General features: G+C 64.7%; 7 protein-coding genes. 2 read left to right on the top strand and 5 right to left on the bottom strand.

Annotated features, from left to right (window positions below):
* Positions 1 to 45 precede the first annotated feature (45 nt).
* From V6M89_RS01555 to V6M89_RS01535, 5 genes are all read right to left on the bottom strand, one after another.
* Positions 46 to 2958, bottom strand: coding sequence for a TonB-dependent receptor domain-containing protein (locus V6M89_RS01555; protein ID WP_332851503.1), 2913 nt, complete (start codon positions 2956 to 2958; stop codon positions 46 to 48).
* Positions 2959 to 3235: 277 nt separating this feature from the next.
* On the bottom strand, positions 3236 to 4315 hold the full coding sequence (aroG, locus tag V6M89_RS01550; protein ID WP_332851502.1) for a 3-deoxy-7-phosphoheptulonate synthase AroG: 1080 nt from the start codon (positions 4313 to 4315) through the stop codon (positions 3236 to 3238).
* Between the two features lie 273 nt (positions 4316 to 4588).
* Entirely contained in the window at positions 4589 to 6049 is a 1461-nt protein-coding gene (gene tldD, locus V6M89_RS01545; protein ID WP_332851501.1) for a metalloprotease TldD, read from the bottom strand.
* Positions 6050 to 6089: 40 nt separating this feature from the next.
* The gene (locus V6M89_RS01540) at positions 6090 to 6887 is read right to left on the bottom strand and encodes a carbon-nitrogen hydrolase family protein (protein ID WP_332851500.1); all 798 of its coding nucleotides are present in this window, start codon (positions 6885 to 6887) and stop codon (positions 6090 to 6092) included.
* A 23-nt stretch (positions 6888 to 6910) separates the two neighbouring features.
* Positions 6911 to 11107 (bottom strand): YhdP family protein, encoded by a 4197-nt coding sequence (locus V6M89_RS01535; RefSeq protein WP_332851499.1) that lies wholly within the window; start codon positions 11105 to 11107, stop codon positions 6911 to 6913.
* Between the two features lie 176 nt (positions 11108 to 11283).
* On the opposite strand from V6M89_RS01535, the gene glnE reads away from it, so the two are divergent.
* Together glnE and V6M89_RS01525 are read left to right on the top strand one after the other, a co-directional pair.
* Positions 11284 to 14031, top strand: coding sequence for a bifunctional [glutamate--ammonia ligase]-adenylyl-L-tyrosine phosphorylase/[glutamate--ammonia-ligase] adenylyltransferase (gene glnE, locus V6M89_RS01530; RefSeq protein ID WP_332851498.1), 2748 nt, complete (start codon positions 11284 to 11286; stop codon positions 14029 to 14031).
* Positions 14032 to 14151: 120 nt separating this feature from the next.
* The gene (locus V6M89_RS01525) at positions 14152 to 14613 is read left to right on the top strand and encodes a cache domain-containing protein (RefSeq protein WP_332851497.1); all 462 of its coding nucleotides are present in this window, start codon (positions 14152 to 14154) and stop codon (positions 14611 to 14613) included.
* Positions 14614 to 14711: the final 98 nt, after the last annotated feature.

Here is a 14711-nt window from a genome sequence, read left to right as displayed (position 1 = left end):
GATGCCCCGGCTCCGGCCGGCGCATCGCCACTTTCTTTTGGGCGCCTAGAACTTGTAGTTGCCCGTGAGGTAGAACGAGCGTCCGGCCGGATCGGTGTAGCGGCCGTCGTAGCCCAGCTGGTTGCCGCCGCCGGCGTTCTGCAAGGTCAGCGGCGGATTGCGGTCGAACAGGTTCTTGATGCCGCCGGTCAACGTGAAGCGGCCGAAGTCATACTTGCCCTGCCAGTCGACGGTGGTGTACGACGGCGTCCACAAGCCGCCGAAGGCCACCGAATCGCCCACGCTGCCGTCCGGGTTGACCGCGAAGATGGCCGTGTCCAGCGGATAAGCCTGGTCGTGATAGCCCGATTTGTAGTGCGCCGTCAGGGTGTTGGTCAGCTTGCCGTTGGTCAGGCTCAGCGCCAGGTTGCTTTGCACGCGGAACACCACCCCATTGTCCGGTCCGAAGCGGCCGAGGTTGGAATTGATGTCGCCGCCGGCCTGGGTGGTGTAGTTCTGCTTGATCATATACGTGCCGGTCCAGGCCGCCTTCCAGTCGCCGAACGGCGACTTGTTGCGGTAGCTGAAGTCCCAGTCCACGCCGCGGTAGTTGGCCACGCCGCCGTTGATCGGCGCCTGCAGGTAGCCGATCGTCGTGTAGCCGGCCGGATCCGGATACGGATTGACGAACAGGCGCTGGTACTGCTGCGGATTGGCGAAGCCGACCTGCTCCGGTACGCCGGCCGACAGCACCTGGTTGCGGATCTGCACATTCCACAAGTCCAGCCCCAGCGACAGGCCGCCCAGCGCTTCGATGCGGCCGCCCAAGGTCCATTGCTTGGATTTTTCCGGTTGCAGGCCTTCGCTGCCGCTGGCGCCGTTCGGGCCGGTCAGCAAGTCGTACTGCGCCTGGCCCACCTGGCAGCCGGGCGATCCGGGGAACGGACAGGCATAGCTGCCGGCGGTGCTGCCGTAGAAGGTCGGCGCGCCGGCGATGTCGCTGATGTTGGGCGTCTTGAAGCCGGTGCCGTAGGCGGCGCGCAGCAGCAGCGTCTCGACCGGCGTCCAGCGCGCGCTGACCTTGTAGGTGCCGGCGCTGAAGGAGTTGCCCACTTCGCCGGACGCCAGCTGCGGCCGCAGGCCGCTGGCGTCGGCCAGCTTGGCGAAGATGAAGTCGCTGTGGGTCTTGTCGTAGCTGTCGTAGCGGCCGGAAACGGTCGCTTCAAACGTCTTCGCCAACGGCAGCAGCACCTCGCTGTAGATGCCCCAGTTGTCGCGGCGGGCGTCGAACGGCACCTGGCCGTAGTTGCCGCCCACCGGGTAGTTGGCCGACGCCGGCTGGCTGGCGTAGCCGGAATTGGCCAGGATGGTCGGGTGGTAGGCGATCTGGTAGTGCGTCTTGGAATAGTCCCCGCCCAAGGAGATGATGGAGGTGCCGCCCGGCAAGTTGAACAGGTCATGCTGCGCGCCCGCGTGCAGCGTGTTCAGCTTGGAGGTGTTGGTCGAGAAGGTGGTGCCGTTGACCAGCGCGCCGCGCAACTGGTCGGCGCCGGTGCCCATCACCGGATCGTAGACGCCCGACGCCACCAGCGCGTTGAGCTTGTCGAAGTCCGAGTAGCCGCCTGCCGCGTTGTCCTTGATCTTGTTTTCCGACAGGATCAGGCTGGCGTTGTAGCTCCAGCCCCAGGCGTTGCCGTCGACGCCGACGGCGAAGTGGCGGGCGTCGGTGATGTACTCGTCGGCGCGGCCGCCGATCAGCACCGAGCGGTAGCCCAGCGTGCCGTCGCCGGTCGGGTTCTCCAGGTTGTTGGCGTCCAGGTAGGGCTGGATGTAGCGCTGGTACAGCTGCGGGAAGCGGTCGGTGGAATTGACGCCCATCGGCTGCGCCGACGGCGCGTACTGGGCGGTCATCGAATAGCTCGACAGCACCAGTTCGCCCCACAGTTTGGTGTCGTCGTTGAGCTGCCAGGTGCCTTTCAACAGGCCGCTGTCGCGCCGCGAGCCGGGCACGTCCTCGACGGTGGCGCCGTAGTTGAAGCGGCACTGCGTGCCCAGCGGGCCGGCCAGCGGGCCGCCGCAATTGCCGTTGGCGGCCAGGTAGGGATTGATCGCCACGCCGCTGGTCTCGACCGTGCTGGCCGAACCGCGCGGACGCACATTGAAGGTGATGTTGGCCGGTTCGGTATTGCCGGTGCGCTGGTCGAACCAGTACTGCTTGCCGCCGCTGCCGAACTTGAAGAAAGCCCCCTGCGCCGAGAAGGGGCGCTGCAAGGCCGTCAGGCGCTGTTGCTCGTCATGGCTGTAGGAAAACAGGATATTGAATTTGTCGGTGTCGAGATCGCCCCAGCCCTTGGTCAGGCCGGCGCTGGACCAGCGCCCGCCGGACTTGCGCGGCTGGCCGTAGGTGGCGTAAGCCTCGCCCTTGGTCATGTTCTTTTTCAGGATGAAGTTGACCACGCCGGCAATCGCGTCCGAGCCGTACAGCGCCGAGGCGCCGTCGCCGAGGATCTCGACCCGCTCCACCGCCTCCAGCGGTATGCTCTCGATGTTGACGGCGTAGCCGCCGCCCTGCCCTGTGCCGAGCAGGCTGGGCGCCAGGCGCTGGCCGTCCAGCAGCACCAGCGTGTACTTCGACGGCAGCGAGTGCAGCGCCGCCGTGGTGACGCCGGCGCCGCCGCCGTTGACCGAGCTGGACGCCGGCACGAAGCCCTGCATCGACGGCAGCATCTGGATCAGGTCGGTCGCGGAGGTGGCGCCGCTCTGCTTGATGTCGGCCGCGGTCAGCACCTGCACCGGCAGCGCGCCCTCCTTGGCGATGCGCTTGATCGCCGAGCCGGTGATCTCGACCCGCTGGATGGGCTGCTTGTCGGTTGCGGCATCTTGCGCGATGGCCGGCAGCGCCAGCAAACCGAAGCCGGCGATGGCGCCGCCCGAAAACATCAATCGCAAGGAACGCGACAACACTCTTTCTTGAATCATGACTTACCTCCGATATTATTTTTGAATACACCGATCCAACGCCCGCTGCCGAGGTGGCAACAGGTCGCGCAGACAACAGGACGGGTGGGTAACGTAGGAAGGTGTTCGACGACACCATCCATGCTTAGTATAAAAACATGTACGGAAGCTAACGTCAATCGAACTCGTGACGCATGCGGGGTTCTTACAACACTATTGATAGCGATCCGCAAAAACAAAGGGACCCATATGGCGATTGGGTCCCTTTGTATCTTGAGTGTAACGGCGCGACGTTTTGTTACTTGGACGCAGACTCCGCCGCCTGGGTGGCGAGACGGCGCTGGCGCACGGCGGCGGCCAGGCCGTGCAGCACTTGCACGCTGCTGTCCCAGTCGATGCAGCCGTCGGTGACGGACTGGCCGTAAGTCAGTTCCTTGCCCGGCACCAGATCCTGGCGGCCCGCCACCAGATGCGATTCGACCATCACGCCGACGATGCGGTTGTCGCCGCCCGCCACCTGGCGGCCGATGTCGGCGCACACCGGCACCTGGTTCTCCGGCTTCTTGGAGCTGTTGGCGTGCGAGGCGTCGATCATCAGGCGCGCCGCCAGGCCCTGGGCCGCGATCGCCTTGCAGGCTTCGTCGACGCTGGCGGCGTCGTAGTTCGGGGCCTTGCCGCCGCGCAGGATGATGTGGCAATCCTCGTTGCCGTTGGTGGACACGATGGCCGAGTGGCCGCCCTTGGTCACCGACAGGAAGTGGTGCGGCTGCGAAGCCGCCTTGATCGCCTCGACCGCGATCTTGACGTTGCCGTCGGTGCCGTTCTTGAAGCCGACCGGGCACGACAGGCCGGAAGCCAGCTCGCGGTGCACCTGCGACTCGGTGGTGCGGGCGCCGATCGCGCCCCAGCTGATCAGGTCGGCGATGTATTGCGGGCTGATCACGTCCAGGTATTCGGTGCCGGCCGGCAAGCCCAGCTCGTTGATGTCGCGCAGCAATTCGCGCGCCATGCGCAGGCCGTCGTTGATGCGGAAGCTGCTGTCCATGTACGGGTCGTTGATCATGCCCTTCCAGCCGACCGTGGTGCGCGGTTTTTCGAAGTAGACGCGCATCACGATCTCGAGGTCGCCCGCCAGTTCGCGGCGCAGCAGCACCAGGCGGCGCGCGTATTCCATCGCCGCCTTGGGGTCGTGGATCGAGCACGGGCCGACCACCACCATCAGACGGTCGTCCTGGCCGTGCAGGATGCGGTGCAGCGCAATGCGGGCGTCGGCCACGGTCTGCTCGGCGTTTTCGGTGCAGGCGAATTCGCGGATCAGATGGGACGGCGGCGTCAATTCCTTCATTTCGCGGATGCGCAAATCATCGGTACGGGGCATGCTGTTCTCCAGGTAATGAATCTAAAAGTCAGGGTAAAAAAAAACCGCCTCGAGAGGCGGTTTTTTAGGAATTTGCAGGAACTCGTCTTTGCTTCTACGTGCACCGGCCGCTACTCCACCGCCTCGAGGTTGGAATCGCTAAAGTAAAAGTAGGTGGTAAAGAAGAAGCGGGTCATGATGGTGTTCCGAAAGTATTGGAATGACTATAACGCTATTGCTAACGGCTTGGCAAGTAGTTTATGGCTATAAGCTAATGCCTCACCGCCCGAAGTTTTAAGCCGTGCCGCCGACGGTCACGCCGTCGATGCGCAAGGTCGGCTGGCCGACGCCCACCGGCACGCTCTGGCCTTCCTTGCCGCACACGCCCACGCCCGGATCGAGGCGCATGTCGTTGCCGATCATGGAGACCCGGTTCAGCACTTCCGGACCGTTGCCGATCAGGGTGGCGCCCTTGACCGGATAGGTCACCTTGCCGTCCTCGATCATGTAGGCCTCGCTGGCCGAGAACACGAACTTGCCGTTGGTGATGTCGACCTGGCCGCCGCCGAAGTTGACCGCGTACAGGCCGTTCTTCACCGACGCCAAAATCTCCGCCGGGTCCTTGTCGCCGCCCAGCATATAGGTGTTGGTCATGCGCGGCATCGGCAGGTGGGCGAACGATTCGCGGCGGGCGTTGCCGGTCACCGGCATCTTCATCAGACGCGCGTTCATGGTGTCCTGGATGTAGCCTTTCAGGATGCCGTCCTCGATCAGCGTGGTGCACTGGGTCGGGTTGCCCTCATCGTCGATGTTGAGCGAGCCGCGGCGGTCGGCCAGCGTGCCGTCGTCCACCACCGTCACGCCCTTGGCGGCGACGCGCTGGCCGATCATGCCGGAGAAGGTCGACGAACCCTTGCGGTTGAAGTCGCCCTCGAGACCGTGGCCGATCGCCTCGTGCAGCAGGATGCCGGGCCAGCCCGGTCCCAGCACGACGGTCATCGGACCGGCCGGCGCCGGACGCGCGTCCAGGTTGACCACCGCCGATTTGACGGCGTCGGCCGCGTATTCTTCCAGCAGCGCGTCGCTGAAGTAGCCGTAGTCGTAGCGGCCGCCGCCGCCGGACGAACCCATCTCGCGCCGGCCGTTCTGCTCGACGATCACCGTCAGCGACACGCGCACCAGCGGGCGGATGTCGGCCGCCAGCACGCCGTCGCTGCGCACCACCAGCACCACATCGTACTCGCCGGCCAGGCTGGCCATCACCTGCACCACGCGCGGGTCCTTGGCGCGCGCCATCTTTTCGATGCGCTCCAGCAGCTTGACCTTGGCGGTCGCGTCGAGCGAAGCCAGCGGATCGTTGGGCAGGTACAGCGAGCGGCCGCCGGTCGGCGTCATCGCGCTGGCCACCTTGATCTTGCCGGCGCCGGCGCGGGCGATGGTGCGCGTGGCCGAGGCCGCATCCATCAGGGCCGCTTCCGAAATATCGTCCGAATAAGCGAAGGCGGTCTTGTCGCCCGACACGGCGCGCACGCCGACGCCCTGGTCGATCGAGAAACTGCCGGTCTTGACGATGCCCTCTTCCAGGCTCCAGCCTTCGTTCTTGGTGAACTGGAAATACAGGTCGGCGTAGTCGACCTTGTGGGTGAACATCGAGCCCAATGTCTTGAGCAGCTTGGCTTCGTCCAGCCCGAACGGCGTCAGCAGGATGTCGCGCGCAACGGCAAGGGTGGACAGATTCGGTTCAAATGGCTTCATGATGGTGTCTTCTAGTGGTGTGTTGCAATTGTAGCGGAGTTCACATCGTCCGGTGCTTGAGCGCCGGCAGGCTCTGGCGCACGCTGTCCATGAACATCAGGTCGATGTCGCCGTGGACCACGCCCTCGCCCTCGGCCAGCACGCTCTTGACCGCGCCCCACGGGTCGATCAGCATGCTGTGGCCCCAGGTGCGGCGGCCGTTCGGATGGTTGCCGCCCTGCGCCGCCGCCAGCACATAGCACTGGTTTTCGATGGCGCGCGCGCGCAGCAGGATTTCCCAGTGCGCGTGGCCGGTGGTGTAGGTGAACGCGGCCGGCACGACGATCAGCGACACCGGCCCCATGGCGCGGTACAGCTCGGGGAAGCGCAGGTCGTAGCAGACCGACATGCCGACCTTGCCGAACGGCGCCTCGAACACGCCGACATGTAGGCCCGGCACGATGGTCTTCGATTCGTTGTACGACTCGGTACCCTTGGTGAAGCCGAACAGGTGGATCTTGTCGTAGCGGCCCACGTGTTCACCCTGCGGGTTGTAGACCAGCGTGGTGTTGATGACTTTTTCCGGATCGTCGGAGGCCAACGGCAAGGTGCCGCCGATCAGCCAGATCTCCAGCTCGCGCGCCAGCGCGGACATGAAGTCCTGGATCGGTCCCTGGCCCAGCGGCTCGGCGACGGCGACCTTGTCGCTGTCCTGCAAGCCCATGATGGCCCAGTATTCCGGCAGCAGCACCAGGGTGGCGCCGGCCTCGGCGGCCTGCTTGACCAGGCGGCGCGCGGTGGCGATATTTTCCGTCACGGACGGCGAGGAAATCATTTGTACTGCGGCGACTGTATTCATGGCTGTCCCGTTCAACGAGTTGATCACTGCGCGCCCTTGGCGGGCGGTTCCACTTTGGAGGCATCGAGCTTGGTCACCACCGGCGCCTTCCACGGCCCGGTGACCTGCATATGATAGGTCAAGGCCTTCATCACCGGCGCGCTCAGGAACAGTTGCGCCAGGAAGCTGCCCAGGCCGATGACCGGGTTGACGGCCAGCGCGTACACCAGCGGCGCCGTGCCCAGATTCACTTCCGGTATCACCACCACATGCAGGTTGGTGGTTTCGTTGGCGATGTCGGCGGTGCCGTCCATCAGCACCGTGGCGGCCACGCCGTGCATTTTCAAGTTGTCGGTCTTGGCGATGCCGCGGTTGATGGCGGCGTTGGCGGTGATGCCGTCGAAGGCCAGGCCTTCCGAGAAGACGTCGTGGAAATCCAGTTTGAGCAGGCGCGGCAAGGCTTGCAGGCTCAACACGCCGAGCAGCTTGGCGGCACCCGGATCCTGCTTCAGGAACTGGCCCTTCTCCACGTTCAGCTTGATGTCGCCGGACAGGCTGGGCAGGTCCAGCGAATACGGCAGGCCCTTCCAGGAGATGTCGCCGTTGAGCGTGCCCTTGCCGTTGCGCAGCGTGCCGACAAAGCCGAAGCGGTCCAGCAGCTTGCCGGCGTCGGCGATGTCGAGGTTGAAGTTCAGGCTGGTGGTGTGGGCGCCGTCGCGGGTGACCCATTTGCCGGTGCCCTTGAGTTCGCCGTCCGGATTGGCCAGCGACAGCTTGCCGATCCGCCATTCGCGCGCGTTCGGCAACTGCGCGTTGCTCGCTTGCAGTTCCAGCCGGCCCAGCTGCTTGTTGAACAGTTCGAAGCGATCGACCACCACGTCCAGCGCCGGGATGGTGGCGGCCGCGCTCTTGCCGTCCAGCAGATCCTGCACATCCTTCGAGGCCGACTCGGGTATCACCAGCGACGACAGGCGCGCCGTCACCTTGCCCAGGCCCTGGCCGGTGGAAGGTTCGCTCCAGGTCACATAACCGTTGGCCTGGCTGGAGTCGACGCTGGCCTGCCACACCGATTTCTGCCGGCTGACGCCGACCACCACGTTGTCCAGTTTGCGGTCGCCGATCACCAGTTCGCTGGCACGCGCCGCGATGGTGTCCGGCATCACGTATTGGGCCACATCGGCCGCGTCGGCGGCATCGGGCCCGGCGGACGCTTCGGCCTTGCCGGCGATCTCGCTGCCGAAGTCCAGCCACGAGTCGACGTTCAGCGCGCGCAGGCTGATGTTGAAGGCCATGCCGCTGTCCGGCTCCGGCGCCGGCACGTTGACGCCGATGCCACCGCGCACCAGCTTCCACGGCGTCTTGCCGATTTTCTGGCGCTGGTAGCGCGCGTTGATATTGCCGCCGAGGGCGATGCGCATCTCGTCATGCACGGCGCCGGCGGCGTCCGGCGTCAGCGCGCTGGTGAGCACGAAGCGCACCGGCAGCGCGTCCGGCGCGGCCTTTTTGACCGGCGCCGGCAGTTCGATGCCGAGGCCGCTCAGCGTGGAGTCCACCGCCACCACCACCTGGTGATCGCGCGCCGTGACCGTGCCGGTGTAGCGCGTGCCGCCCGAGAAGTGGCTGGACAGGCGCTGCATGGCCGGCATCGGATAGGTCTTGCGGAAGCCCTCGGCCGTCATCGCGCCGGCCAGCTTGACGACGATGGCGTTGTCCTTCTGGCTGCCGCCGGTGATGCTGACCGGTCCGCCCAGGAAGTTGCCCGACAACTGGTTCAGGTTGACGCCGTGCTCGTTGAACTCGATCTTGCCCTGCGAGGCCTGCACCGGCGGCAAGTCGTTCATCAGCGTGATGTCGTTGTTTGCCAGTTGCAGCGCGCCCTGCACCTTGGCGTCGATCAGGTGCGACAGCGGCAGGCGCAGGCTCAACGCCAGCCTGGCGTTGCCGTTGGCCTGGGTTTCGTCGGTGAAGTGCGAGATCCATTCCAGTACCGGGCTGATGCTCATGTACTTGAGGAATTCCTGCATCGGACCGGCGGCGTTGCCGTCGATTTCCAGCATCGAATCGTGGATCATCAGGTCGGGGATCACCGCCTTCACGCCGGACAGCGCGACGCCGGCGGTGGTGGCGGTGTCGCCGCGGATCTCCATGCGGGCGCGCTCGAACACGAAGCTGCCCTTGATATGCTCGGCCTGCGGCCACAGCGGCAGCGGCTTGCCGTCCTTGCCCAAGTCCTTGCCGTCGTGCAGGAAATGGCTGGGCGAATAATTCAGCTTGCCCTCGGTCAGCTTGCCGGCCACGCGGAATTCGCCGCGCGCCTTGTCGGCGCCGCCGTCGCCGTGGAAGGGGAAGTGCGCCAGGTCGCCGCGCAGGCGCAGCGTGACGTCGCTGGCGACGCCGCCTTCGAGCGCGCCGGTCAGCCAGGCGCGCAGGTCGTGCGGGGTCTGCATCGGCAGGTAGTTGTCGATGCGGTTCAACTGGAAGCCGTTCAGCGTGCCGGTCAGGTCGACATTGCCGGCGCCTTTGCCGCCCAGCGGCATCTTGTGCGAACCTTGCAGCGTGCCGCTCAGTCCGTTCTGCAGGAAGTCCATGCTGTCGATCTGGAACAGCAGCTGGTTGTCCGGCTCGAACGACCAGCGCGCCTTCAGGTTCAGGCGGTCGAACGGCATGGACGCTTCGCTGAAGTAGTCCGGCATCTGCAGCACCAGTTGGGTCGAGGCCAGGCTGAAGCTGCCGCCCTTCTCGGTGGCGTCGATGGCGCCGGTCAGGTTGTCGAAGCCGGGAATGGCGGGCAAGGCGGCGATGGCCGGCGACTTGGCGGTCTTGGCCTGCGCCGGGCGCGGCGGCTGCGGCTTCAGGCCGAGGCCGACCAGGTCGCCCTTGACGCGGTAGGACTGCAAGGCCGGATAGGCGCCCTGCCATTCGGCGGAAAAGTTCTGCAGCAGGCCGCGCGGCGCGAAATCGGCCAGCAGCTTGCGCTGGTGCTCGGTCAGCGGCAGGCGCTCGGCCAGGCCGGCCATGGTTTGCAGGTCCAGCTGGCGGGCGCGGATTTCATAGCGCTCCGGCTTGGCGCCGCTGGCGACGGTGTAGTGTTCGGACAGCGAGGTCGGCGCCATCAGCAGGCCGTCGCTGGTAGTCAAGGTCAGGTTGGTCAGCTCGACGCTGTGGCCCAGCGCGCCGAAGCGCGGCCGCACGGCGCCCTTCTTGACCAGCGGCGCGGTGGCGGACATTTCCTCGCGGGCGGCGATGCGGCCGCTCAGCTGGCGCAGGTCCAGCAGCGGCAACTCCTTGCCGAGCACGGCGGAAACGTCGCGCAGGCCGACATCGGCGGTAAAACCGGTCACGCGCGACTGGTCGATGCCGACCCAGGCGCGCAGCGAACCGCCCCCGCTGTTGAGCTCGAACGGAAAGTCCAGCCAGGGCTTCCATGCCAGCAGGTCGGTGCCGCGCACGTCGGCGTACAGCTCACCCTTCCACATCGACAGGTTGGAGACGCGCGCGCCGAAGGCCGGATGGCTGAAATCGGCGCGCAGGTCGAGCGGCGCCGCCAGCGTGGCCGGCGGCGTCGCCTTCAGCGCCAGCTGGTGGTGCAGCCACTGGTTGCGCAGCAGGATGCTGACGCCGTCCAGCGCCAGCGGCGGCGCGTTGCGCTGCAGGTCGGTCCATTGCAGGCGGCCTTCGCGGATGACGATCTCGCGCTGCGACAGCAGCCAGTCGGCGCCCCGGCCGTCGCTCGGCTTGTGCGGGTCGATGTAGATGCCGGCCACCAGCAGGCGGCCGTCGGCTTCGCGCCGCACCTCGAGTTCGGGGCGCACCAGCTCCAGCGATTCGAAGCGCACGGCGCCGGCCAGCACGCTCCACCACGACAGGGTGGCCGACACGCTTGGCAGGGTCAATGCCTGCTGGCCCTGCTGGTCGTGCAGCACCACGTCGCCCAGGAACAGGTTGGGACGCAGGCCGGTCCACGAAGCATAGATGCGGGAAATGGTGACGCGGTTGCCGACCGCGCCGCTGGCCAGGCGCTCGATATCGCCCTTGTAGTGGTCGATATTCGGCAGCACCACGTAGCGCAGCGTCAGGAACAGGATGGCGAAGGCGAAATACAGCAGCAGGAACAGCTTCAGCGTGAAGCCCAGCACATGATGGCTGGCAAGATTACAGATGCGATAGGCAGCACGCAGCCGGTGCCAGCGCGCGGCCAAAGGCCCCTCGCCTGTCACAGTCTCCTCTTCTGGTTTTTGCATCAATAAGCTAATAAATCAGGCCATGCGTCAAATAAATCGCTAAACTCGGTTTCAAGCTTTTATGCCTGCGCAGCAATTCTACCGCATCACCTGTACCTACCAGCGCCACTCAGGACGGGTCTGCACCGGTTTTACATGCTGTTACCGACTAACTTGTTTCAGGAAACACGTTGCCAATGATTGCACCAACCGCGTCACGTTTTTACCAGCGCTGGCTGGCCGCCGCTCCCGACCGCGCCGCCAAGGCTGATGATTTAGCGCAATTATCGCTTGCCCAGATCAATCTTGCTGATTATTTAGCAAAAGAAGCCGCCAACGTGCCCGCCGGCGCCCCGCCGCTGCCGTTGCCGCGCGCCATGCGCCGGCTGCGCAACCTGCTGGTATGCGTGCTGATCCGCCGCGACCTCGAAGGCAAGGCCAACCTGGCCGAGGTGGTCGAAGCCATGACCCGCTTCGCCGATTTCGCCATCCAGCAGCATATGCACGAGGTTTACGCCGAAATGACGGCGGCGCACGGCACGCCGATCGGCCGCGATTCCGGCCTGCCGCAGGAACTGATCGTGCTCGGCATGGGCAAGCAAGGCGGCGGCGAACTGAACGTCTCGTCCGACATCGACCTGATCTTCGTCTACCCGGAAGATGGCGACACCGCCGCCGGGCCGGGCCAGCGCAGCCTGTCCAACCACGAGTTCTTCATCCGGCTGGGCAAGAAACTGATCGCTGCTTTGTCGGAGATAACGGAAGATGGCTACACGTTCCGGGTCGATATGGCTTTGCGGCCGAACGGCGGCTCGGGTCCGCTGGCCGCCAGCCTGAGCATGGTGGAGCAATACCTGATCGTCCAGGGCCGCGAGTGGGAGCGCTACGCCTGGGTCAAGGCGCGCGCCGTGACCGGCCGCGCCGAGGACATCGCCGCGCTGGACGCCATCGTGCGGCCGTTCGTGTTCCGCCGCTACCTGGATTTCGGCGTGATCGACGCCATCCGCAATATGCACGCGCAGATCCGTGCCGAGGTCAACCGCCAGGAGCGGCTGCACCCTGACCGCAGCAACAACGTCAAACTGGGCCGTGGCGGCATCCGCGAAATCGAGTTCCTGGCACAGGTGTTCCAGCTGATACGGGGCGGCCGCGACGCCGCCCTGCGCGACCGTTCGACCCGCACCACGCTGCGCATCATCGCCGAGAAGGGCTTATTAAGTCACGCCATCGTCTATCAACTGCTGGCTTCCTACACCTTCCTGCGCAACCTGGAGCATCGCCTGCAATACCTGGACGACGCCCAGACCCACACCCTGCCGGCCAACGACGCCGACCGCCTGCTGGTGGCGCAGATGATGGGCCTGGCCGACACCGCCACCCTGCTGACCCAGATCGAAGCCCACCGCCAGTTCGTCGCCGGCCAGTTCGATGAAATGTTCTCGGACAAGACCAGCGGCAGCGACAACGATATCAATCCGCAGTCCAGCAACGAGTGCGCCGATCCCGACAACCGCGAAGCCATGGTGTCGCGCTTTACCGCCCTGGGTTTCGACGATCCCGAGGGCGCGGCCAAGCGCCTGATCGCGACCTGGCAGGCGCCGCGCCTGCAATCGCTGCCGGAAGCCAGCCGCAACCGCCTGCTGGGACTGGTCAACGCGGCGCTGCCGCTGATCGTGCAGTGTTCGCTGGAGTCGAGCGGCGGCAACCAGCAGGCCACGCTGGGCCGGTTGCTGGATTTCCTGGAGGCAATCGCGCGCCGCTCGGCCTATCTGTCGCTGCTGACCGAGTATCCGCACACGCTGGCGCGGGTGATCCGCATGGTGCACGCCAGCGGCTGGGCCGCGCAATTCCTCAGCCAGCACCCCATCCTGCTGGACGAGCTGCTGGACGACCGCGTCCGCAACGCCGTGTTCGACCCGGTGGCGCTGGCGGCCGACCTGGAAATCCAACTGGCCTCGGCGCCCGGCGACACCGAGCGGCAGATGGATATCCTGCGCGAGATCCACCACGCCCAGCTGTTCCACCTGCTGGCGCAGGACCTGGCCGGCGACCTGACGGTGGAAAAGCTGGCCGACCACCTGTCGGCGCTGGCCGACACCATCGTCGCCGCCGCCATCAAGGCGATCTGGCAGATGGTGGCCACGCGCCACCGCGAGGTGCCGCAGTTCGCGGTGATCGCCTACGGCAAGCTGGGCGGCAAGGAGCTGGGTTATGTGTCCGACCTGGACGTGATCTTCCTGTACGACGACAACGACCAGGAGGCGCCGGCCCAGTACGCCAAGCTGGCGCAGCGGTTTATTACCTGGATGACATCGCACACCTCGGCCGGCATCCTGTTCGACATCGATACCGCGCTGCGCCCGGACGGCGCCAGCGGCATGCTGGTGTCGAGCGTGTCGGCGTTCGAGAAATACCAGAGCAGCTCGGCCTGGATCTGGGAGCACCAGGCGCTGACCCGCGCCCGCTTCTGCGCCGGCGACGCGGCGATCGGCCTGCGCTTCGAGGAAATCCGCGAGGCGGTGCTGCGCAAGGAGCGTCCGGCCGACGGTCCGCTGAAGCAGGAAGTCATTGCAATGCGGAAACGTATGGTCGACGCCAAGCCGAATCACAGCGAGCTGTTCGACCTGAAACAGGATCCGGGCGGCATGATCGATATCGAGTTCATCGTCCAGTTCCTGGTCTTGCAGCACGCCGCGGCCTACCCGCAATTGACCGCCAATTACGGCAACATTGCACTTTTAAAAATGTGCGGCGAGCTGGGATTGATCGACGCCGGCCTGGCGGCGCGGGTCGGCGACGCCTATCGCCAGTTGCGCAAGTTACAACACCAGCTGCGCCTGCAAGGCCAGGACCTGGCGCGCGTCGATCGGCAATTGGTGGCGGTCCACGCGGCCCAGGTCACCGAGTTATGGCGTACTATCTTTGAAGACAATGTTGCCATATAACAACGACTCCTTTGTTAAATTGCCGCTGTTGTGATTTAAACTCGTCAACTACAGTAATATTGAAAACCACAACAGCAGAGCGCCCAGCGCCATCGCAGTTTTATTCAAAGGAGAAATGATATGAAAGCATTATTCGGTGCCGCAGCGTTAAGCTTGAGCATGTTTGCAATGTCATCGACCGCTGTGGCCGCCGACAAGGGAACGCCTGACGAAGCGGTCGCCATGGTAAAGAAAGCGGTTGCCCTGATTAAATCCGATGGCAAGGAAAAAGCTTTCGCCGCGATTTCCGATCCGGCCAATACGAATTTCCATGACCGCGATCTGTATATATATGTGTACGATTTAAATGGCATCGCTTTGGCCCATGGTAATAATCCTAAAATGGTTGGCAAACCTTTGATTACCCTCAAGGATAACGAAGGAAAACCAATGATTAAAGAAATGGTCGAGCTCGCCAAATCCAAGGGCAAGGGCTGGGTGGATTTCAAATGGCCGAATCCGGTCACGAAAGCGGTGGAAGCCAAGTCCGGTTATATTGAAAAGGTCGACGACATGTTGGTCGGCTCCGGCATCTACAAATAAAAGCAAATAAAAGCAGTAGCGGAGCGCAACAACCGGGACGATGTCCCGGTTTTTTTTCGCCTTCATTCTGGAATCATGCCAAAAATTGGCGTGTAAAC

The organism is Duganella sp. S19_KUP01_CR8, assembly GCF_036688705.1.
Lineage (GTDB): Bacteria > Pseudomonadota > Gammaproteobacteria > Burkholderiales > Burkholderiaceae_D > Rugamonas.
Note: the sequence above shows the minus strand (reverse complement) of the source record. Positions and strands in the feature narration are given on the sequence as shown.